Annotated in this window: 17 protein-coding genes; all 17 read left to right on the forward strand. The window is 55.6% G+C overall.

Annotated features, from left to right (window positions below; all coding sequences use genetic code 11):
- The first annotated feature begins 21 nt into the window (after positions 1 to 21).
- The gene (locus E9954_RS02435; protein WP_136077655.1) at positions 22 to 831 is read left to right on the forward strand and encodes a hypothetical protein; all 810 of its coding nucleotides are present in this window, start codon (positions 22 to 24) and stop codon (positions 829 to 831) included.
- A gap of 65 nt (positions 832 to 896) precedes the next feature.
- Positions 897 to 1,499: an LPP20 family lipoprotein gene (locus E9954_RS02440; protein WP_136077656.1), complete on the forward strand. Its 603-nt coding sequence runs from the start codon at positions 897 to 899 to the stop codon at positions 1,497 to 1,499.
- A 261-nt stretch (positions 1,500 to 1,760) separates the two neighbouring features.
- Positions 1,761 to 2,216 (forward strand): division/cell wall cluster transcriptional repressor MraZ, encoded by a 456-nt coding sequence (locus tag E9954_RS02445; RefSeq protein WP_136077657.1) that lies wholly within the window; start codon positions 1,761 to 1,763, stop codon positions 2,214 to 2,216.
- 21 nt (positions 2,217 to 2,237) lie between these two features.
- Complete coding sequence (locus E9954_RS02450) at positions 2,238 to 2,420, forward strand: hypothetical protein (protein ID WP_136077658.1); 183 nt, start codon at positions 2,238 to 2,240, stop codon at positions 2,418 to 2,420.
- Positions 2,420 to 3,349: a 16S rRNA (cytosine(1402)-N(4))-methyltransferase RsmH gene (gene rsmH / locus E9954_RS02455; protein WP_222847025.1), complete on the forward strand. Its 930-nt coding sequence runs from the start codon at positions 2,420 to 2,422 to the stop codon at positions 3,347 to 3,349. The genes E9954_RS02450 and rsmH overlap by 1 nt, the downstream gene beginning before the upstream one ends.
- 1 nt (position 3,350) lies before the next feature.
- Positions 3,351 to 3,719 (forward strand): hypothetical protein, encoded by a 369-nt coding sequence (locus tag E9954_RS02460; protein WP_136077659.1) that lies wholly within the window; start codon positions 3,351 to 3,353, stop codon positions 3,717 to 3,719.
- Between the two features lie 87 nt (positions 3,720 to 3,806).
- Positions 3,807 to 5,627, forward strand: a complete 1,821-nt coding sequence (locus tag E9954_RS02465; RefSeq protein WP_136077660.1) for a peptidoglycan D,D-transpeptidase FtsI family protein — start codon at positions 3,807 to 3,809, stop codon at positions 5,625 to 5,627.
- Positions 5,624 to 7,081 (forward strand): UDP-N-acetylmuramoyl-L-alanyl-D-glutamate--2,6-diaminopimelate ligase, encoded by a 1,458-nt coding sequence (locus E9954_RS02470; RefSeq protein ID WP_168441904.1) that lies wholly within the window; start codon positions 5,624 to 5,626, stop codon positions 7,079 to 7,081. Before E9954_RS02465 ends, E9954_RS02470 begins: the two co-directional genes overlap by 4 nt.
- Positions 7,082 to 7,140: 59 nt before the next feature.
- Positions 7,141 to 8,409: a UDP-N-acetylmuramoyl-tripeptide--D-alanyl-D-alanine ligase gene (locus E9954_RS02475; protein WP_168441905.1), complete on the forward strand. Its 1,269-nt coding sequence runs from the start codon at positions 7,141 to 7,143 to the stop codon at positions 8,407 to 8,409.
- 3 nt (positions 8,410 to 8,412) lie between these two features.
- Entirely contained in the window at positions 8,413 to 9,552 is a 1,140-nt protein-coding gene (gene mraY / locus E9954_RS02480) for a phospho-N-acetylmuramoyl-pentapeptide-transferase (RefSeq protein ID WP_136077663.1), read from the forward strand.
- A 371-nt stretch (positions 9,553 to 9,923) separates the two neighbouring features.
- Positions 9,924 to 10,127, forward strand: a complete 204-nt coding sequence (locus tag E9954_RS02485; protein WP_136077664.1) for a hypothetical protein — start codon at positions 9,924 to 9,926, stop codon at positions 10,125 to 10,127.
- Positions 10,124 to 11,836 (forward strand): sulfatase, encoded by a 1,713-nt coding sequence (locus E9954_RS02490; protein ID WP_222847026.1) that lies wholly within the window; start codon positions 10,124 to 10,126, stop codon positions 11,834 to 11,836. The genes E9954_RS02485 and E9954_RS02490 overlap by 4 nt, the downstream gene beginning before the upstream one ends.
- A gap of 79 nt (positions 11,837 to 11,915) precedes the next feature.
- Positions 11,916 to 13,544, forward strand: a complete 1,629-nt coding sequence (locus tag E9954_RS02495) for a sulfatase (RefSeq protein ID WP_168441906.1) — start codon at positions 11,916 to 11,918, stop codon at positions 13,542 to 13,544.
- A 32-nt stretch (positions 13,545 to 13,576) separates the two neighbouring features.
- Positions 13,577 to 16,465, forward strand: a complete 2,889-nt coding sequence (locus tag E9954_RS02500; RefSeq protein WP_136077666.1) for a glycoside hydrolase family 2 protein — start codon at positions 13,577 to 13,579, stop codon at positions 16,463 to 16,465.
- A 43-nt stretch (positions 16,466 to 16,508) separates the two neighbouring features.
- A complete protein-coding gene (locus tag E9954_RS02505) occupies positions 16,509 to 17,891 on the forward strand; it encodes a hypothetical protein (protein ID WP_187357942.1) in 1,383 nt (460 codons plus the stop codon).
- A 184-nt stretch (positions 17,892 to 18,075) separates the two neighbouring features.
- Positions 18,076 to 19,617, forward strand: a complete 1,542-nt coding sequence (locus E9954_RS02510) for a sulfatase family protein (protein ID WP_136077667.1) — start codon at positions 18,076 to 18,078, stop codon at positions 19,615 to 19,617.
- Between the two features lie 156 nt (positions 19,618 to 19,773).
- Positions 19,774 to 21,648 carry a hypothetical protein gene (locus tag E9954_RS02515; protein ID WP_136077668.1) on the forward strand — a complete coding sequence of 625 codons (1,875 nt, stop codon included), beginning with the start codon at positions 19,774 to 19,776 and terminating at the stop codon, positions 21,646 to 21,648.
- The last annotated feature ends 100 nt before the right edge of the window (positions 21,649 to 21,748 follow it).

The raw sequence follows: 21,748 nt of genomic DNA on the forward strand, positions 1-21,748 counted from the left end.
GACGTGCGGCAGGTTTCCGCGATGCGTCTGAAGTTGCCGGCCTGGATGACGGCGCCGGATGCGCGGGAGCGCAACGGGGTGCCGGTTGATCTGGAAATGAAGTGTCCGAAGACGTTGCGTTCCTATGAGCAACGCTATGCGCTCCCGCCCTGGATGATTTATGGAACCGTTCGCGCGCTCGGCATGCAACGCATGCTCGTGCAGGGGGAAGTGAAATCCTTCGCCCTCGATGTGGATGGCCGGTCATCGGAGCTGCCCGAGGAGGATGCGCTGGTTTACTTTGTTCCCGACAAGGATATCCACGCGACCCTGATGCGCATCGTCCGTGCCTGTTCGAAGGCGAAAAACGAAGACGAGTTGAACGAGATCATCTTTAGCCATCTCCAGTGCCTGTGGCTGGATCGCTATGCGCTCTTTACGCTCAGTCCGGCCGAGGATGCCTTCGGGCGGGGGACTTCCCGGACGGTCGAGCTTTTCGAGCCGGGGCGCGATGATCTGCCGACGATCGGCTGGCGCGAGTCCGAAAAGGAGATAGAAACCACGGTGGCGGGGAAATACGATCCGGAATTTCCCCTGCGTTCGTTCCATTTGGCCGAAGAGCTGGCGGTACGTGATTTGGCGGAGGGGATCCAGGTGGAGGTGCGCAGCCTGCAGCGCTCGGAGGAGGTCGAGGCCCACGGATATGGCTGGACGTTGACGGAGAGTGCGGTCAAGGAATCGTTCAATCTGGAACTGCGCGGGGTGCAGGTGGTGCGGCGCGCCGTGGATCTTGACGATGGAATTTGTTTGGTGGCGGTGAAGGTTCCGAAATCCGGAATCCATAGGCGCTGAGTTATGTGGCCTGGAAGCAGGCCTGAACCGGAAAGTCCCGTTTGTGGACGGGAGAAGGAGAGAGCATGAAACAGGTAGTGAAAACGGCAGGAATGGTTGCGGCGCTGGTTGCGGTGGGGCTGCTCGCAGGTTGCAAGTCGGGCAAGATTCCGAAAATCTCGAACAAGACGCCCTATGAGGATATGCAGGAAGCCGTCAAGAAGCTGACGGACGATGGCATCCCCGCCGAAGTGGGCGTGGGCGAATCCCGCAACCGGCAGTTGGCGATTACGGAAGCCAAGCTCGATGCCCGCAAAAACCTCGCGCAGCAGATCAAGGTGAAGATCGAAAACCTCGAAAAGAGCTTCGCTGAAGAAGTCGGAATGGGCGGCAACACCGAAATCAATGCGCTCTTCAGCTCCGCAACCAAGAGCATCACCTCCCAGGAGATCGCCGGCAGTGTGCCAAAGGTGCAGAAGTTCAGCACCTCCGAAGAGGGCATCACCTCGGCCTATGTGCTGATGACCATCGACCCGAACATCATCGACAAGGCGCTTGCCCAGCAGGCCACCTCCAACCGTTCCCTCTACCAGCGCTTCCAGGCCTCCAAGGCATTCGAGGAGCTGGATAAGGAAATGAAGGAATACGAGGCCAACGAAAAGGCGGCCTTGGCCGACTTCGCCAACTAGGATTTCCTCCAGCATCCTTCCCGTCGCAAAGACGGTGAGGGGAGCATGGCACCGGATCGCGATCCGGTGCCTTTTTTGTTGCCGGGATGGCGTGGGGAGGAGGGTGGAGGGGGGGACCATGCCGGATTTCCGCCTCCGATTCCGTGTTGGCCCGCTTTTGGGCGTTTGTAAAACAGGAAAAAAAGTAGGGAAAGCCTTTGACGTGCGGTGGTTCAAAGTGTCATAAAATCCCATGAAAGGGAGCAAGGTGGTGAATAAGTGATGACTACGGTAGAAAATATGCCAGCGCTGTTCGTGGGATCGTTCACGCATTCCCTTGATGCCAAGCGGCGTATGATTTTCCCGTCGAGCTGGCGCAACCTGGCCGGGGAGTCGAACCAGTTGTTCGCCTTCCCGCACCCGGAGGAAAAGTGCCTTTACCTCTATACGGCGGCGGAAATGATGCGGCGGCTGGACGGACTGCGCAACGGGGGCTCGCTCGACCGCAACGACCAGCAGGCGATCCGCTCGATCACGGCGGGCGGGGATATGCTGGTGTGGGATGCGCAGGGGCGCATTCGGGTTGGCGAAAACCTGCTCGCCCACATCGAGGTGAAGGAACAGTTGGTTTTGGTTGGGGCGCTCACACGCATTGAGCTTTGGAGCGCCGAGAATTTTGATTTGGCCCTGCCGCAGGATTCGTCCGCGGCGGAGGATCTGTTTTTCGGTGGATATTAATACGGGAGCAAGGGGAACGGAATGAGCATGTTGGATGTGGCAAAATTTTTAAGCTATTCAAAGTCGGTGGACATGCCGAGTGAGCGGGAGCGCCACTTCAACCTGAACATGGCCAATTCAGGCCGGTTGTTTTCGTGTCTTTATTCTGACCGTCGGCGCGACATGCCGGAGGAGCGTTTTCCAAAGTCTGGCAAGGGAGAATAGTGCATATACCGGTCATGCTCGATGAGTGCCTTGAAGCGCTGGTCACCGATCCTAAGGGAATCTATGTGGACGGCACGCTGGGAAACGGCGGGCACTCGGCGGCGATTCTGGCGCGCCTCGAAGAGGGCGGCATGCTGATCGGCTTCGACCGCGACACCGATGCGATCGAGCGGGTGCAGGAAAAGCTGAAAACGGAAAAGGGCCGGCGCGTGGAACTGGTGCACGACAACTATGCGAACATGGCCGCTCAACTCGACCGGTTGGGCATCGATAAGGTGGACGGCCTGTTGCTCGATCTTGGCGTTAGCTCCTTCCAATTGGATTTGGCGGAACGCGGCTTCAGTTTCCAGCAGGATGCCCCGATGGACATGCGGATGGACCGGACGCAGGGGCAGACCGCCGCCGAGGTGGTCAATGCCGCAAGCGAGCAGGAGCTGGCCGATCTGATTTTCCGCTATGGCGAAGACCGCGCCTCGCGGCGCATCGCCCGGGCCATCGTCGAGGCGCGCGCCAAACTGCGGATCGAGACGACGGGCCAGTTGGCCGCGATTGTCGAGCGCGCGAAGGGTGGACGCAAGGGCAGGAAAACGCATCCGGCCACGCAGACGTTCCAGGCGTTGCGCATGGCGGTGAACGATGAATTGGCCGGTATCGAGCAGGTGCTGGAGACGATGGTTGACCGGGTGAAGGAGGGCGGCCGCATCGTGGTGCTGACCTTCCATAGTTTGGAAGACCGCTTGGTGAAGCAATTCTTCGGGGCCCATGTGCCACGCGAGGAATCGCTGCAGCAGGGCGGGGTGCGGCGGATCTATGAGGAGCCGCCGGTGAAATGGATTTGGAAAAAGCCGTTGGTTGCAACGGCACAGGAACAGGCAGTGAATCCGCGGTCGCGCTCGGCAAAGCTGCGCGCCGTGGAAGTGGGGGTATGAGATGGCAACGAAACGAAAAACCGTAAGAAAGAAAAAGCCAACCAAGAAGAACCAGGTGCAGGTTCCCTTCCCGGTGGTCCTGGCCAACGTGCTGGTCATGGTGGCCGTGCTTGGCCTGAGCTACATGTGGCTCTGTTCCCGTTGCGATGCCCTTGGCAAGGAGATCAAGAACAAGGAGCGCGAGTTGCGCTCCGCCAACAAACGGCTGACCCACGAGCAGGATCGTTGGTCGAGCATCACCTCCCCGGTCAACCTGGAGCGGGCCATCAAGAAATACCGGCTCAACATGACGATGCCGAAGGGCAACCAGGTGGTGAAGATTTCAAACTGGGATGGCCAGGCGGGAACGGCAAAGGTTGAGCATCGTTAGCGAGGCTTAAGGCCAGCAATCCGGTGCCCGTAACATTGCCTCGGCAGGTTGCGGGTTTTGGCTTGATGCAGAGTAGGAATCCAACGCATGGCGGAAGTCAGGTTCAAAGGGAGGATCGTGGTGCTCGCAACAGTTGTTCTGTTGGTGTTCACCGCCATTGGTTCGCGTTTGGCCATGCTCCATCTTCGGCCCGTCGATTGGGTGGTCAGGCCCATCATGGAGGCGCGTTCGTTCGAATCGAAGCCGGCGGCGAACCGCGGGCGCATCGTCGACCGAACCGGGCGGATCCTGGCCATGGACACGCCATCCTACCACGTGTGCATCGATCCCAAGTGGATATCCGAGCATGGCGATCCGGTGGCGGTTGCCCGCCATCTATCCGACGAATTCCGTCTTTCCGAGGCCGACCTTGCCGGGGATTTGGCGCAGACCCACCGTGAATACACCCGCATCAAGAAATATGTTTCCGGCCATCAAATCAAGCGCTTCAAGCGCATGAACATGGGCGTCGTCTACACGCCGGCGGAGCTGGTAGGCGGAGTTGAAACCAACATCTATCTCAAAGGCGTGTGGTTCGAGGAGGCGCCGATCCGGAAATATCCCAACGGGCCGCTGATGGCGCACGTGGTGGGCTTTTCCAATCTTGAAGGCATCGGCTCCGCCGGGGTCGAGCTGCGCATGAACGAATACCTTCGCGGCAAGGAGGGCTACCGCAAGGGGCAGGTCGATGGCAGCGGGCGCGAAATCTACCGGACGCGGGAAATGGATATCCCGCCCGAGGACGGCGCCACGGTTGAGCTCACGCTCGATAGCTGGCTCCAGTACCAGGTGGAGAAGATCATCGAAAAAACCTGCCACGACTTCAACGCCAAGGCGGTCTGGGCCATTGTCCAGCATGTGCGCACCGGCGAAATCCTGGCAATGGCCTCGTTCCCGACCTACGATCCGAACCGCTACTCCAAGGCACCCGAGGAATGGCGGCGCAACCGCGCCATCGGCTTCAACTATGAACCCGGATCCACCATGAAGGCCGCCGTCATCGCCGCCGCCCTCGACCACGACGTGGTCGACGAAGGCGACGTGTTCGATTGCGAAAAAGGCTACTGGGTCTATGGCGGCAAGGCGCTGCGCGACAGCCACGGCGAAGAAGACCTGACCGTCGCCGACATCGTCAAGGTTTCGAGCAACATCGGCACGGCCAAGATCGCTTTGGAGATGGGCAACCAAATGGTCTACGACAGCCTCCGGAAATTCCATTTCGGCGAGCGCCTGGACGTCGGCTTGCCCGGGGAGGAGGGCGGCATTTTCTACTCGCCCAAGCATTGGTCGAAGATCAGCATCACGCGCATCGGCATGGGGCACGAGATTGGTGTCACCGCCCTGCAGGTGCTTTCGATGATGAACGCGATCGCCTACAACGGCGTGCAGATGCAGCCCTACCTGGTGAAACGGGTGGTCACTCCCGACGGCACGGTGTTGCACGAAAACAAGCCCGAGGTGATCGGCCGCCCGTTGGACCCGCCGGCGGCAAGGCGCATGCAGCAATTGTTGGCGCGGGTCGTGATGGAAGAAGGCGGCACCGGCACCAAGGCGCAGGTCGAGGGCTACACCGTGGCCGGCAAGACCGGCACCGCCCAGAAGATCCGCCCGAAGGAGGAGGGCGGCGGATACTATTCCAAAAACTTCACCTCCTCGTTCGCCGGCTTCCTGCCGGTCGAGAATCCCGAGATCGGCATCATTGTGGTGGCCGACGATCCGGGGGAATACACGGATTCCGGCCGGAAGATCAATTATTACGGCGGCACGGTATGCGGCCCCGCCTTCCAGGAAATCGCCACGATGGCGGTGGAATACCTGCGCATTGCCCCCGGCGGCAACCGCGTCTATGTTGCGAGGCCACAAGAATGAAGCTGAACAAGCTGCTCGAAACCTTAACAACGCTCGACATCGCCGGGAAAACCGACGGGGGGATCGAGGGCATCGCCTACGACTCGCGGCTGGTCAAGCCCGGTTGGCTGTTCGTTGCCATATCCGGGCAGCGGGCGGACGGGGCCGACTTCATTACCGAGGCGCTCTCGAAAGGGGCGGTGGCCGTGGTTTCGGAAAACCCGCTCGAACTCGGTGCCGGTGCGGTGCACATCCAGGTGCCGCGCGCGCGCCGCGCTCTTGCCGAAATCGCCAACGCCTATTATGGCGACCTCTCCCGCAAGATGCACGTGGTGGGAATCACCGGCACCAACGGCAAGACCACCACGGCCTACATGATTCGCGATATCCTGCGCGACGGCGGCTTTTTGCCGGGATTGCTGGGCACCGTGGCCTACGAAATCGGCGAGCGCTCCATTCCCGCATCGCGCACAACGCCCGAATCGCCGGACATCCACTCCATGCTCCAGCAGATGAAGGAGGCCGGTTGCGACTCGGTCGTGATGGAGGTTTCTTCCCATGCGATTGCCCTGCAGCGCGTCCATGGCATCGATTTCAACACCAGCGTCTTCACCAACCTTACGCAAGACCACCTCGATTTCCACAAGGACATGGAGACCTACTTCAATGTGAAGGCGGAGTTGTTCCATCTCCTGGATAAGCGGCACGACCGCTCCGCCGTCATCAACCTGGACGATCCCTGGGGGCGCAAGCTCGTCGAGGAGCGCAAGCTGTTGGCCAATGTCGTCACCTATGGTTTCAACGAACGCGCCATGGTCTGCGCTTCCAATGTCCACCTCGATGCCAACGGAACCTCCTTCAAGGTCTACACGCCATGGGGCGAAGCCCGTGTCGGGTTGCAGCTGCTGGGCCGGTTCAATGTCCACAATGCGCTGGCGGCGCTGGCCGTTGGCGGCCTGGCCGGGATCGACCTCAAGCGCATGGCGGAATCGCTGGGCAACATCAAGGCCATCCCCGGTCGGCTGGAACTGGTGCCCAACCGCAGGAACAAGAAGGTGTTCGTCGATTATGCCCACACCGACGACGCGCTTAGGAATGTGCTGACCACCCTGCGCGAAATCTGCAAGGGGCGGTTGGTGGTGGTTTTCGGTTGCGGTGGAAACCGCGATAGCGGCAAGCGCGAAAAAATGGGGCGTGTGGCGGCGGAGCTCGCCGATTACAGCATTGTGACCTCCGATAATCCCCGCAACGAGGATCCCGGCGCCATCGTTTCCGAGGTGATGGCCGGTTTCGAAAACCAAGAGCAGTTCGAAGTCGTGCTTGACCGCCGCAAGGCAATCGAGAAGGGTGTACGTTCGGTCGGGCGCAAAGACATCCTGCTCGTGGCCGGCAAAGGGCACGAGACCTATCAGGAAATCCGGGGGGCCGTCATTCCGTTCGACGACCGCGAGACGGTCAGGGAGTTTGTTGGATAATGGTTCAGTTCCGTCCAGGTGAATTGTCGCAGTGGGTTTCCCGGCTTTGGAAAAACGGGATGCCCGAAGGGGTCGTAACGGGAATCTCGCACGATACCCGCACCATCAAGCCGGGCAATCTCTATGTTGCGATCCGCGGTGAAAACTTCGATGGCCATGCCTTTGTTCCGGCCGCGTTCGACAAGGGGGCGGCCGGAGCCCTGGTGAACGATGGTTTCCTCTGGTCTGGAAACCCGTTGCTTGCGGTGCCCGACACGATCAAGGGCTTGCAGGATCTCGCTCGCGGCTACCGCAAGAAATGGATCGGTTCCCCGGTGGGCATCACCGGAAGCGTCGGCAAGACCACCGTCAAGGAAATGTGTGCCGATATCCTGGCCCAGAAGGGGGAGGTGCACCGCACCGCCGGCAACTATAACAACCATATCGGCCTGCCGCTCACCATGCTGGCCATGCCCCAAATGGCGCGTTTCGGCGTCTTCGAGGTCGGCATGAGCCAGCCCGGCGAAATCGGAGGGTTGGCCTACCTGCTGCAGCCCAAGGTTGGCATCCTGACCGACATCTGCAATGCACACCGCGAAAGCTTCGATTCGTTGGAGGCCATTGCGCGGGAAAAAATGAAGCTGGCCGAGCGCGTGCCCAGCTCCGGCACCGTGATTCTCGACCGCGATAGCGAATGGTATGCCTTGATGCGCCGCCACACCTGTGCAACGGTCCGGACCATCTCCTTCGAAGGGATTGCCGACTATGTGGGCCGCAAGATGGCCGATGGTGTCATGAACGTGAACGGCCACAACTATATCATGCCGCAACCCGGCGATCACATCATGCGCAACGCCCTGCGCGCCATTGCCCTCGGGCTGGAGCTCCGCCTGGAGCCGGATGAAATCGCCTCCGGGCTTCGCCGGTTCAAGGCTCCGCCCATGCGTTGGCAGGAGTCGGAGATCCGCGGAGTCCAGTTCATCAACGATGCCTACAACGCCAACCCGCTTTCCATGCGCGCCAGCCTGCGTACGTTTTCGCGGTTGCCGACCGCGGGACAGCGGTGGGCGGTTGTGGGCGGCATGCGGGAACTTGGCTCGGTGGCCGAAGAGGAACACGCGGCGCTGGGAGCGTTCATCGATACCCTCGGCCTCGACGGCGTGGTTGCCGTCGGCGAGCTGGGGCAGCGAATCGTCTGCAACTCGACCGGTCGGTTCTACCCGTGCCCGGATGCCGAAGCGGCCGCAACCATTTTAACGAACAACCTGAATCCGGGGGATCGCGTGTTGCTGAAGGCGTCGCGCGGCGAACAGCTGGAACGGGTGCTGACCTATTTTAAGGAGAACTAGGGGATGCTATACTATCTTTCGCTGCTGGAGGGTTCCCTGTCGGAACTCCGGCTCTTCCAATACATCACGTTTCGCACACTGGGGGCGGCTTCGACCGCATTTGTGATTTCGCTGCTCTTGGCGCCTTGGCTGATCAAGCGGCTCCGGGCCATCAACTTCGAAGAAAAAAAAGTCGATCAACGGGTGGAATACCTGGACAAGCGGGACAAGGTGGAAACGCCGACCATGGGCGGCCTGTTGATCATTGCGGCTTCCGTCGGTTCCACCTTGCTTTGGGCCATTCCCACGAATACCTATGTGCTGCTCACGCTCGGAACCTTTGTGCTGATGGGGGCGATTGGCTTTCTGGATGACTATTGGAAGATCAAGCGCAAGAACGGGCTGAGCGTGAAGGCCAAGTTCATGGCCCAGCTCGTTTGGGCGGCGATTGCCTTTGTGGTGCTGTGGTCGGTGCCGGAGATGCGCGATCGTGTGACGGATTTCATGGTGCCGTTCCTCAAGCACCCCTTGTTTCAAATGTCGATGGTGGGCGCGTTCATCTTCCTGGTGCTGGTGCTGGTCGGGGCATCGAATGCCGTCAACCTGACCGACGGGCTCGACGGATTGGCGATCGGCTGTTCCAATTCGGTTGCGGGAGCCTACCTGTTCCTGACCTATGTGGCCGGCCACTTTAACTTTGCCGAATACCTGCAGGTGCCGTTTGTCAGGGGCAGCGGCGAGCTGACCGTCTTTTGCGGCGCGTTGCTGGGGGCCGGGCTCGGGTTCCTCTGGTACAATTGCCACCCGGCCAAGATTTTCATGGGCGACACCGGTTCGCTCGCGCTGGGCGGCGCCATCGCCATGCTCGCCATCCTCATTAAGCAGGAGTTGCTGCTCATCATTGTCGGCGGGGTGTTTGTGATCGAAGCCGCCAGCGTTGTGCTCCAGAGCTCCTATTTCAAATATTCCCGCAAACGGTTTGGGGAAGGGCGCCGCATTTTCAAGTGCGCCCCGTTGCACCACCACTTTGAATTCCTTGAAAAAGAACGCGCACTCGAGGAAAAGCGCGAACCCGGATTGGTTGAAACGGTCATCGTTACCCGCTTCTGGATCCTTTCCATCATCTTCGCCCTCATCGGCATAGCCTCCCTGAAAATCAGGTAGATCCAAAGCGGCATCCATTTGTGGGTCCGGTACGTTTGCAAAGGTGGTGCAGGGGGGGGGCAGCATCATGGCGGTGAAACCCAAGTGGCTCGAATGATTTCCACTTCGGGCGGAGGGGTGTTTTCCCCTCCCCCTGCGAATGGGGGGTGTTTCTTTTTTGGTTTTTCTGACAAGCTGTGGTTGTTGACCGATGAAGCCAGAATCCTGATAAGTCCCACGGTATCGTTTTTGTTTCCCTACCTGTAGATTCTACCAGTTGCCCAAATGGCCGCCTATGCTTTATGTCTATACGCTGTATTCGAAATTACGGAATCATTTTGCGTTAGGTACAGGCGCATGCTGTTGCTCAATGAGCCTGAAAGGAGTGCTATATGTATAAACATGTTGGTTCGTGGAAGCTTATGGCGCAGGTGGATGGAATGGAAAAAGCCGATCTGGCCCTGGAGGTTGACAGGCGGGTGGATGCTTTGCCCGGAATTATTTCCGGGATCCGGGGCTTTGAAGTCGCGGTTAATGTCGTGGCCTATACCCAGGCGGGGACCATTGCCGAAGCAATTGGGGAATATCGGGTGTGAAGGTTTTAAGCATTCTACTGGGACTGGGCTTTTGCTACGTTACCGGCGCAGCACGGCAGCCTAATGTGATTCTGATTGTCTGCGATGATCTGAATGATTATGTCGAGTCGTTTGGGGATCATCCCCAGATCAGCACGCCGCATATGAAACGGCTTGCCCAGAGCGGGGTGTCGTTTAAGCAGGCGCACTGCACGATTCCAATCTGCAACCCTTCGCGCGCAAGTTTTCTGACCGGGCTGTATCCACATACCTCACAGTGTTATGGCTTTGATAACTGGGATGGTTATGAGGTGCTGAAAAATTCACGTACCTTGATGGATCATTTTCGTAAGAATGGCTACGTCTCTCTCGGTACGGGTAAAATGATGCATAACCGGGGCGAGCAGGAATGGACGCAATTCGGTCACCCGTCCGACTATGGTCCATTTGCGTATAATGAAGAAAAGACGGTGGCGCATCCCTGGAATAAAGCGCCGTTCCGTGATGATTTCGGGGCGATCGATGGTTCTTTCGGCCCGCTCTTTAAATTGCAGGGTGAAATTTCTCCGGAGAACGGCAGGCCATTTACCTGGCGGACTGGAAACTGGGCGAAGCAGCGGGTGTTTCGTTATGAGTCGGAAAGCGACCGGGACTCGACGGGCGATGAATTGAACGGCATCTGGGCCGTGGAGCATCTTAAAAAAATTGCGCAGGATCCGAGCGGAAAACCATTTTTCATGGGGGTGGGCTTTCTACGTCCGCACACACCGCTGATTGTTCCGCAGAAATACTTTGATCGTTTCCCGCTGGAGTCTATTGAGCTACCTCAGATCAAGGAAAACGATGCCGCGGATACCTATAAAAAAACGGTTACATCTGCTGAAGATGACCGTGGCGGCGACCGGGGAACAAAAATCTATGACAGTCTGATCACCTCCTTTGATGGGGATCGGGAGCTGGCGCTGAAGAAATTTATCCAGGCCTATCTGGCCAGCGTGGCCTCGGTGGATGATCTTATCGGTGACATTCTGGGGGTGGTTGACAACTCCCCGCTGAAAGACAACACGATCATTGTCCTCACCAGCGACCATGGCTGGGGCATGGGGGAGAAGGATTATCTGTATAAAAACTCCCTGTGGCAGGAGAGTACCCGTGTTCCGCTGGTGATTCGTGCTCCCGGCATCGCTAAAGCCGGCGGGGCAACGGCGCTGCCGGTGTCGCTGATTGATTTATTTCCGACCCTGATTGATCTTTGCGGCCTTCCATCGGATACGATGAAAAATGAAAAAGGCCGTCCGCTGGATGGGCACAGCCTGAAGCCGTTGCTTGAGGATCCCGTGTCCGGAAGATGGGACGGCCCCGATGCCGCATTGACCGCCCTTTATAAATGGGATACCTACTATGATCCGGCGAAGCAGAGCTATTCGTTGCGCTTTAAGGACTGGCGCTATATCCGGTATCAAAATAGTAAAGAGGAATTGTACCACACCGCGCGGGATCCGAAAGAGTGGACCAACCTGGCGCTGAATCCCGAGTATGCAGAACAGTTAGCCAATTTCCGCGACCAGCTGATGGCCCGCATTCCGAAATCGAAGCCGCTTCCTGCGCCTACCGCGGCGGATAATGAAAAGTGGAAGAACACCTATTTTGAAGAGAATCCCGCAGCGGATAGCAACGGGGATGGTGTATTGAGCTGGGCGGAGCTGAAAGCGCATAAGGATGGGAAATAGATCTGTGAAAAAAATCTGTATTATAGCTATATTGTTAGGGGTGGCATTCCATTCGGCTTCTGCGGATAAGCAGAACGTCATGATGATCGTGTTAGACGATATGAATGACTGGCTAGGAGTGATGGGTGGACATCCGCAGGCGAAGACCCCGAACATGGACCGTTTGGCGAGTGAAGGAGTGCTGTTTCTGAATGCCCATGCGAATGTCGGGGTCTGTTCGCCTTCGCGTGCGAGCTTTATGTCCGGTGTGCATCCGCTTTCAAGCGGGTGTTGGGGGTTCAATAATCCGTTGCAGAACGAGGTGCTGAATGACTCGAAGAACTTGCCGGAACTAGCGCGCGAAAATGGATTCAAGGCCTATCAAACGGGGAAGGTCTTCCACCATGTTCCCCAAACGGCCTGGACACAGAAAGGGATAAAAAAATATCACGGGCCGATGGCATGGGACGGCCAAAAGGTAGCCTTGCATCCGTCTTGTCCTGAAACCATGGCCGAACTCGGCGCTCTGGATTCCACCTATGCTTCTCTGTCGGATGTTCCTTCTGTCGGTGGCTACACCGGTTGGTGGGATTCCAATTCAAGAAAACCGTTTCGTTATGTATCTGAGGATGATCGCGATCTGATGACCGATGAACAGAGCGTTGAATGGTTCCGGAAAAAGATGGTTGCGCTGGAGCGGAACAAGAATGCCGAACCGTTTATGATGGCGTTCGGCATCATGCGACCGCACACGCCGCTGGTGGTTCCTCAAACCTTTTTTGATCAATTCACGCTCGAAGATGTCCAGCTTCCCGTCATGAAAAAAGACGATATCGATGATCTTCCATGGGGCGAAGGTTCGCGTGGGCGACAAACCATAGAGGCGTTGCGCGCCGGCGCGGACGATCCCGAGCTGGAGTTTAAAAAATACGTTCAGGCCTATCTGGCTTCGGTGGCCTTTGCCGACGACATCGTGGGGCAGACGCTCGCGATTCTGGACGGCAGCCGTTTTAAGGAAAACACGGTTGTCGTGCTGTTCAGTGACCATGGTTATAATATCGGGGAAAAAGAATATCTCTGGAAATATAATCTATGGGAAGAGAGCACGCGTGTGCCGCTCATCATCCGTGATTCGCGCTACGCGGCAAGTGCCGGGAAAACGGTCGGCCATCCGGTCAGCCTGATTGATGTTTTTCCCACGATCACCGATCTTTGCGGTATTACGGGGGAGACGGTGAAGGGTTCCCGTGGTGCGCCGGTCGATGGGCACAGCCTTCGGCCATTCCTGGAGCATCCGCAAACGACCGAGTGGGATGGGCCGGATGCCGCCCTTTCAGTTATTGCCAGTTGGAAATCGCAAAAGCCTGTTGATCAGCATCTTTCTATCCGGACAAAAGACTGGCGATATACCCGGTATGAAGGCGGGGGCGAAGAGTTGTATGATCATCGCAATGATCCGAATGAATGGAACAATCTGGCTCATCATCCGGAGTACGATGCCATCAAAGTAAAACTGGCTGCCCAAATGAATGCGATGGTTCCAAAAACAACGCCGAAAGCAAATGTGCCCAAACAGGAGACTGCTGCAAAGACGGCGGATGAGTTGTGGAAGGATAAATATTTCGGCTGGCATCCTGATGCGGATACAGACAACGATGGTGAATTAAGCTGGGAGGAATACAAGACGCATAAGACGGCGTTGGATGCAAAGAAAGCCGGCTCGAACTAATTTCCGGCAGCGTTTTTTGAAAGGACGATATAATGAAAAAACTAATGTTTGCCCTCGCGGCGCTGGTGGTTGCAATGATTGGAAATGCGGAGTTGCGTGAATCTCAATCGCTGGACGGAGAATGGAACATTGTTTTTGATGCCGCCAATGAAGGACGGGCTGCGGAATGGCATACGCATGACGTTTTCCAGGCATTGGAAAGCCGGCCGATTCCAGTGCCCAGCTGCTGGGAAGAGATTGTACAGGATTATGAAGGGGTGGTCACCTATGGCAAAACCTTCAGTATTCCCAAGGATTGGAAAGGGAAGACCGTCCGGCTTCAGTTTGATGCGGTAAACTATATTTCCGAAGTTTGGCTGAATGATCATTGCGTTGGACGTCATGAAGGTGGATACAGTCCGTTTGAGTTCCGCGTCGATGACCTGCTGGACTATGATCGTGAAAACTTTCTTTCCCTGCGCGTAGTGGGCCCGATTGTGACACGCGAAGATCTGGTGATTGATGGACTGGGCAAAAACGATGCGCCGCATTGGCGTGGGGCCATTGTCGGCGGTATCTGGCAGTCCGTACGATTGGTGGCGGCCGGCCCCGTCACCATTGACGATGTATTTGTGATCCCCCGATTGGCCGACGATTCAGCCAAGGTAGAACTTACGCTCAATAATACCGGTACAAAGCGGCTGGGAAAAAAAGTCCATGTTTCGATCTCCCATGAGGGACAGATCGTAGCTGAACATAAGGAGTCAATGCTGCTGGATCCGGGGACAAACAAAGGCGATTGGACGGTTAAGATTCCTGATGCCCAATACTGGTTGCCCGATGCGCCGAACCTCTACACCGTTTCGGTCTCGGTGGACGGTTCCGATGAGGAGTCCGCCCGCTTCGGGATGCGTGAACTGACGATTAAAGACAAGGAATTTTTACTGAACGGTGAGCCGGTTTATATCAAAGCGGCATTTTTTGAAGGCCTTTATCCGACAAAACTGGCCCTGCCGGATAATATGGAAATGGCACATCGCGAAATCCAGTTGGCGAAAGATGCCGGGTTCAATATGATCCGCCCATGGCGTAAACCACCGCCGCCGGCATGGCTTGACCTTTGTGATGAAATGGGTGTGCTCGTCATTGGCGGGCTGCCGATTGAATGCATGAAACAGTGGCCGACCGTGACGCCGGATATGCCGCGCCGCATTGAACATGAAGTGCGTGCTGCCATCATGCGCGACCGGAACCGTGCATGCATCGTGCAGTGGGAAATCTTTAATGAAATCTGGCGGGCCGAGCTCAAGCGGATGAAACATCCGATGTCGATGCTGGCCCGCGAGCTGGATCCATCGCGGATGATTCTTGATGAATCCGGGGGCTTTGCGGACGGAGCGAATATCTATCTGCCCTATAAGGTGGAACCAACGAAATTTAATGACATTCATATTTATTGCGGCGCACCGATTAACGACGATACTTATAACTCATTTCTTTCATTGGGTATGACCCCGCAGGAGATGAACGCGGTCGGTTTTGATCCGAAAAGGGTGAGAAATAAACATGCTCATCCGGGGCTGATGTCGCTGGTTTCAGAGATTGGTTACGGTAGTATTCCGGACGTGGTGGAGAATAATAAGCGGTTCCGTGAAAAGGGCAATCCGCTCGTGCCGCCATACCGATATCACCAGATGCTTGAGGAGACCACGGCCCAGGTGCTGAAAGAGAGTGGTCTGGATGCCATTTATCCAAGTGTGCAGGAGTTTTGTATTGAGCAACAGCAGATTCATTCCGATGCCAATAAACGCATGATCGAGGCGATACGTTCCAACCCCTTGGTTCGCGGGTATTGTGTGCATGCGCTAACCGGTGGTGATTGGGTGCTCGGGGCGGGACTGCTCGATCTGTGGCGTAATCCAAAGCAGTCCTACTATGGAACCAAAGAAGCCAACGCCCCGCGTTATCTTGCGGTTCGGGTAATGCCTCGTAATATTTATGCCGGACAGGATGCGAAAGTTCGTGTGACCGGGATTAATGATTTAGGGATGATCGGCGGGTCGCTTACGGTTCAGCTTGTCAATGAATCGGGTAAGCCGGTGAAAAAGTGGTCGCGCAACGTTGAACTAGGCAAAGGCGTATCCAACTTGTTGGAAGAAGCTCTCGATGCCTCTAAGCTATCGGGCGCATTCAAGGCAGAGGTTTCCCTGAAAGATGCCTCGGGTGCTTTGGTTGCCCAGAACACGTTCGGCTTTGATGTTTTCGGTTCAAAGGATCTACTAACTCCTTCTGCAAAAATTGCGGTGCTGGATTCGAATAATAAGTTGAAACCTTTCCTGGAAAAATCGGGTATTCCCTTCGTGGAATTCAATAAGGATACCCCGGAGTCGATGCCGGTTTATGTGGTGGATAATGAAGCGAAGACTTCGGCTCTCAAAACCCGGTTCCAGACGCTGGAACAATTTGTGAAGGATGGCGGAACGGCGGTATACCTTCAGGCTCTGCGCCGCCCGGGGAATGTCTATTGGGGCGCGCAGCTCCCATCCGATGAGGTCCTGCCGATCGAAAAAGATAAAGAGCATGCGCTGGGCCTGTGGGTCGGCGTGTCGCACATCGTGACGGATCATCCGGTATTTGACGGACTCCCGGTCAATTGCATGATGGGGCAGGAATATGAAAATGTCTGGTCGCCCTATGTCCTTAAAGACATGGGGAACGATCTGATTGTGGGTTCTATCAGCTATGGTTTTTATGCCGGCGAAAAAACGCATATGCAGAGTTACATCGGTCCTGAACCTGCGTTCTTTGGTATGGATATGGGAGTCGTGCCGCATGGTAACGGACGATATGTGCTTAATACGCTGCGCCTGGTGGAAAATCTGGGTTCCGATCCGGTGGCCGATAAGATCCTGTTCAATATAATCCAATGGACGGCGGAATAAACGGATGGGATTGACGGCATACATGTTATCGTTCTGGTGCGCATTGAGCGTGGTGGCTGGATTTGCAGCACCTGCTCTTTTCAATATGACCGAAATCCGTGATGCCTCCACATTGAAAGAGGACATCCAGCGGGATTGGCATACCGTTTCCGGAAAACTGAAAACCCGGCAAAAAGTAATGACGATCAGCGTCGGCGAACTTTGGCCGGGTCAGGACTATCGGGTGCCGGTGCGCTTGATTGTTCCTGCTGAGGCGAAAGCAAAAGGCTTCTGGCTGACGGGTGGACATCAGCTGAAAGGATTTGAGGGCGATGCCGCGCTCAATCGTTTAGCGACAGAGCTGCTGGAGGGAGGCGTCGGTGTCGTGCATACGATTGTGCAGGAGCCGGGCACCTGGGGACAGAAGACGCTGGGGAATGAGATGGGTACCCGTTTTCTGAAAACCCTGAATCCCCGATATTCCATTCAGTATTGGGGATGGCCGGCTTCGTTGATGCGGGCGGTTACGGCGGCGTATGCGGAAGAGGAATATTTTGAAGTTGGAAACGTCGTGGTTTCCGGCGGCTCTAAAAACGGGGCATCCCCCTCAGTGGCCCTGATTCATGATGATCGCATCACCGCGCAGCATGCAACGGTTTCACCCTTATGGGAATCTCCATTGCGTCTTTGTGATTCCAAGGCTTGGAATAGATTGCGGGACTACAATAAAGAGGCCGGTGTCAAACGCCCGCACCATTTCCTCGGTGGAACCTATGGCCCGGTGTATAACGAGGATGCGCTCCGGATGGGAAGAAGCTGGGAGGATTTGCAGCAATTAGCAGGCGAGATGGCCGATGCGGTTTTTATCTCCAAAAATTTCCAGGCATTGAAAAAACGCGGCGCTGCAATGCTGTTTGAGCCGGGGACTCATGATTTTGTCTGTTTTGATGTGGCCTGGGGCGGAGAGCATTATCCGGGAATCCCGGTATTTTATCAGCCCAATTCCGGGCATGGAAAAAAGTCTAAACATCCCGGAGCCATACAAGGGGTGCAGAATCATGATGCGCTGTTACTGTATCACTTCTTCCCCGGTGAGACCGATTCATTGCTTTCGGTGCCGGAAATGGAAATACATCGTGAAAATGACGAAGTAGTCGTGACCGTGAAGTTTGCTGAAAACGATCCGGCGGAAGGAGGGCGCTTGTATTGGATGTTTGATCGTCCGCCGGAAGGGTCGGATGCATACCTGAAGCTCTTGATACCCGATGACAATTGGATGGAAATGAAATGGGATGAGGAAAAAACAGGCTGGTCTGGAAGGATTCCGGTCCGGGATGGATCAACAAGCATTGATCTTTTTTCCTGTCATTGGAAGCATGTTGAAGCGCCGTTAAGAACGCTGCAAACCGCTATTTCTTCTCCCTACAAGCGGGTCGTTTTGGATTAGAGTTTTTGAGAGTTTTAAGATGACGTTTTGAGGAATGAGTCGGGCCAGGGGGTCAAGTTGGCTGACCTGTAGGTTTCACCAGATGCTTTTTTCACAGGGCAGAGGTACGCTTAGAGGTAATTGTAATCATGGAACAACTGTATTCGTGCATATATTGTTCTATATGAATAACTTGAGTTTTTTTATGAGAAATAGATCTATAATGGGTATCGGGCTTGCGGGAACGCTGGCGGTTTTGGCTCAGGCAGCCGATCAACCGAATGTGGTTATTATTTACGGTGATGATGTCGGGTACGGCGATGTTGGGGCATATGGCTCTGAAATGATTCCTACACCGAACATTGACCGGTTGGCGGCTCAGGGGTTGCGTTTCACGGATGGTCATTGTTCTGCCGCCACCTGCACTCCGTCGCGTTTTTCCATGCTGACCGGCATTCATGGCTTCCGCCACAATGCACGTGTTCTGCCTCCGAATGCACCGCTGATTGTTCCGACCGATAAGCTGACCCTTCCGAAGCTTTTTAAAAAATCGGGCTATCAGACCGCGGTGATAGGTAAATGGCACCTAGGTATCGGTGAAAAGGGAAAACCTGTGGATTGGAACGGGGATGTGAAACCCGGTCCGTTGGAAGTCGGATTTGATTATTCCTTCCTGCTGCCCTCCACCAATGACCGTGTACCTTGCGTACTGATGCGCAATCATCGGGTGATCGGCCAGGACCCGAAGGATCCGCTCTATGTCGGGAATAAACTGAAAGAGGTTCAGAAACTTGGCAGTACACAGTATCCGGATGGAAAGACCCACCGTGAGGCCATGACCTTTTATCCGAGCACACACGATCATGATAACAGCATTATCAATGGGGTCGGCCGTATCGGCTACCAGTCAGGCGGAAAGTCAGCGCTGTGGGACGATGCGACCCTCTCGGATGTATTTGTGGAAGAGATGGAACGCTATATCGCGGATCATAAAGAGACGCCCTTCTTCCTGTACTTTGCCTCGCAGGATATTCATGTGCCGCGTGTGCCGCACCCGCGTTTCCGGGGGAAGACCAAGCTGGGTTATCGCGGTGATGCCATGGTGCAGTTCGACTGGTCGGTCGGGGAAATCATGAAGGCGCTCGATAAACATGGTCTGGCTGAAAATACGATCGTCATATTCTCCAGCGATAACGGGCCGGTTTATGACGATGGCTACGCCGACGGAACCACCGTGCTCTGCTCCCAAGAGGAAGGGGAAAAGGGGCATGACGGCTCCGGTGTCTGGCGCGGCGGAAAATACCAGATTTATGAAGGTGGAACGCGGGTGCCGTTTATTGTTCGCTGGCCGGCACGAGTCCTGCCGGGCACATCGGATGCATTGGTGAGCCAGATTGACCTGCTGGCTTCATTCGCCGAGTTGTTGGATGTTTCGTTGGGTGATGGAGACGGTTCGGACAGCCGCAGTTCGTTGGCGGCGTTCCTTGGAGATGATCCCGACGGGCAGGAATATATGATCGAAGAATCATTCGGCTTGGCCTTACGCAAAGGCGAGTGGAAGTACATCGAGCCTTCTCTGCCGAAATGGCCGCCGGGCCGACCGGCTATAGAGCGATCCCTTTATAATCTTTCAACGGATCCTTCGGAGACGACCAACGTGATTGCGGACTATCCTGAAGTGGCCGGTGAACTGGAGCAACAACTCAAAAAATGGGTGGAGGCGAAGGGAATACGCAGCCTCAAGTAGAAGATGGATGAAATGAAAATTAGAGTGAATAAGATCATGCTTCGAAATGTTGCCGTATGGTGGGTTTTTACAGCAGGTAGCGTAGCGGTTTGCGTTGCGGAAAAAATGATCCCGCCGCTGGAGGATCCAGCTCCGCTAAAACTGCCAATGCGAGTTATGGATTTTGAAGATGGAATCATTCAGGGCGAACGACCGAACGATGGAGGGCCCCTTCTGGCGGCGATCCGGCCCGCGGGAACCCCTTGGGACTGTTCCAGGAAGCTGTGGCTTTTACTGGATGTGGAAAACCGGGGCAACGGGCAGGTGCTGGTGCGCGCAGAGGTATCCTCGGAGAAAAATCAAGGATGGGGGTCGAATAAGGGGGCGGTTGTGGTTCCGGTTGGGCAGACTAAAACGTTGCCGGTTTTAATTATCCGGGGGGAAGTCGGAGAGCGAACGGAAGAGCTGACGGGGCTGTTCGATCGTATGCGCGGCTACCCCGGAGGACATCAGCAAACGAGCTGGCGTGTGATTAATGCCTCGTTATTGAACCGGGTGAAACTAGAGTTTTTTACGGATGCCGAGTCGGTGGATTGTAAAGTATCCAACCTGCGCGGTGCTGTGGATTTTCAACTTCCAACAATGGCTGAACTGAAAAAATATTATGTTCCGGCGACGGATCAATATGGCCAGAACCGTCATGCTGACTGGAAGTTTAAGATTAAATCGAATGAAGATCTTGCGGCTACGCATGCCGCAGAGCTGCAGTGGCTTGAACAGTTCAAGACCTTGGAAGACCGCACCCGGTATGGGGGGTGGACCGGCAACGTACAGTTCGAGGCCACGGGGCATTTCCGGACGGTGGAAAAAAATGGCGTCTGGTGGCTGGTGGATCCTGAGGGACATCCGTTCTGGTCGCTCGGTGCCACCGGCTTCAATCTGAACCTTGGAAGGACAAAAACGCCCGGAATCGGAAGCTGGAATCCGAGACAAAGTAATCTTAAGTTGAAATTTGGTGAGGCTTGGCAGGAAGAATATTCCCGCTTTACCCACGACCGGATCCGGGCGTGGGGCATGAATACATTGGGAAACTGGAGTAGTCCGGATTTTTACCGGATACAGAAGACCCCGTATGTGGTTGCAGTCCATTTCCGCCGCCCGTCGCTGCATGAGCCGGACGATAATGCGCACAGCAGTTTGCCGGATGTTTTTCATCCCGGTTATCGGGAAGCGGTGTTCAAGGCTGTGGAAAAATTTCCTAAAGAAGCGGTAGACCCCTGGTGCATCGGTTTCTTCATCGATAATGAACTGCCGTTTCAGCAACCGGTAACCCCGGCGCAGAAGGCCCTGCAATCCGGTGCGGATAATGCCTCCCGAATGGTATTCATTGCTCAGCTTAAAGAAAAATATGCGACGATTGGGGCGCTGAACAAGGTTTGGAAGTCGGACTTTGCGCGATGGGATGCTGTCGCACCTGTTAAAGGAAAGTGGAGTGAGGAACGCAATGCAGACCTAGTGGGATTCAGTGAAGCGTGGTATCGGAAATACTATTCGATCTGTCGCGATGCCATGCGCGCGGGCGCACCGGATAAGCTCTATCTGGGCAGCCGGATTAATCATACGGAAAATTCAAGCGCGCTGAATATCTGCAGTGAATATGCCGATGTGGTCAGCATTAACTTCTATGACTATACGCCGAACCGGTTTGAGCCGCCTGAAGGGTTCAACGCTCCGGTGATCATTGGGGAATATCATTTCGGCACGGTGTCAGAACGAGGTCTGTGGGGTAGCGGTCTCTGTTCCGGAATGGATATTCAACAAGCCTCCGACCTGTTCCGGAATTATACCCGAGAGGCAGTGAAGAATCGGCTGATCGTAGGCTCGCACTGGTTTAAGTTCTCGGATCAACCGCTAACTGGCCGAGCCGACGGCGAAAACTATCGTATCGGATTTGTTGATGTAACCGATACCCCGTATCCGGAAATGGTCAAGGCTTGCCGGGCGGTTTCGGATGAAATGTACACCCTTAGAAATGCTCTGGAAAAAGAGTAGGGCTATGCAACCGTTTTGGGTTGCCGGGATGGCGGTTGCGATCCCGCGGAATCAACGTGGCGTTGGCGGAATCAAATCATGGGCTGCTCCTTCTTTTAAT

The sequence above is a fragment of the Pontiella desulfatans genome (assembly GCF_900890425.1).
In the GTDB taxonomy this organism is placed as follows: Bacteria; Verrucomicrobiota; Kiritimatiellia; order Kiritimatiellales; family Pontiellaceae; genus Pontiella; species Pontiella desulfatans.

Bases quoted from the DNA above. Each gene is read 5' to 3' on its own strand.
- E9954_RS02435 (WP_136077655.1), top strand. From the start codon at position 22: ATGCGTCTGAAGTTGCCGGCCTGGATGACGGCGCCGGATGCGCGGGAG.
- E9954_RS02440 (WP_136077656.1), top strand. From the start codon at position 897: ATGAAACAGGTAGTGAAAACGGCAGGAATGGTTGCGGCGCTGGTTGCG.
- E9954_RS02445 (WP_136077657.1), top strand. From the start codon at position 1,761: ATGACTACGGTAGAAAATATGCCAGCGCTGTTCGTGGGATCGTTCACG.
- E9954_RS02450 (WP_136077658.1), top strand. From the start codon at position 2,238: ATGAGCATGTTGGATGTGGCAAAATTTTTAAGCTATTCAAAGTCGGTG.
- E9954_RS02460 (WP_136077659.1), top strand. From the start codon at position 3,351: ATGGCAACGAAACGAAAAACCGTAAGAAAGAAAAAGCCAACCAAGAAG.
- E9954_RS02465 (WP_136077660.1), top strand. From the start codon at position 3,807: ATGGCGGAAGTCAGGTTCAAAGGGAGGATCGTGGTGCTCGCAACAGTT.
- E9954_RS02470 (WP_168441904.1), top strand. From the start codon at position 5,624: ATGAAGCTGAACAAGCTGCTCGAAACCTTAACAACGCTCGACATCGCC.
- E9954_RS02475 (WP_168441905.1), top strand. From the start codon at position 7,141: ATGCCCGAAGGGGTCGTAACGGGAATCTCGCACGATACCCGCACCATC.
- mraY (WP_136077663.1), top strand. From the start codon at position 8,413: ATGCTATACTATCTTTCGCTGCTGGAGGGTTCCCTGTCGGAACTCCGG.
- E9954_RS02485 (WP_136077664.1), top strand. From the start codon at position 9,924: ATGTATAAACATGTTGGTTCGTGGAAGCTTATGGCGCAGGTGGATGGA.
- E9954_RS02495 (WP_168441906.1), top strand. From the start codon at position 11,916: ATGATGATCGTGTTAGACGATATGAATGACTGGCTAGGAGTGATGGGT.
- E9954_RS02500 (WP_136077666.1), top strand. From the start codon at position 13,577: ATGAAAAAACTAATGTTTGCCCTCGCGGCGCTGGTGGTTGCAATGATT.
- E9954_RS02510 (WP_136077667.1), top strand. From the start codon at position 18,076: ATGAGAAATAGATCTATAATGGGTATCGGGCTTGCGGGAACGCTGGCG.
- E9954_RS02515 (WP_136077668.1), top strand. From the start codon at position 19,774: ATGGATTTTGAAGATGGAATCATTCAGGGCGAACGACCGAACGATGGA.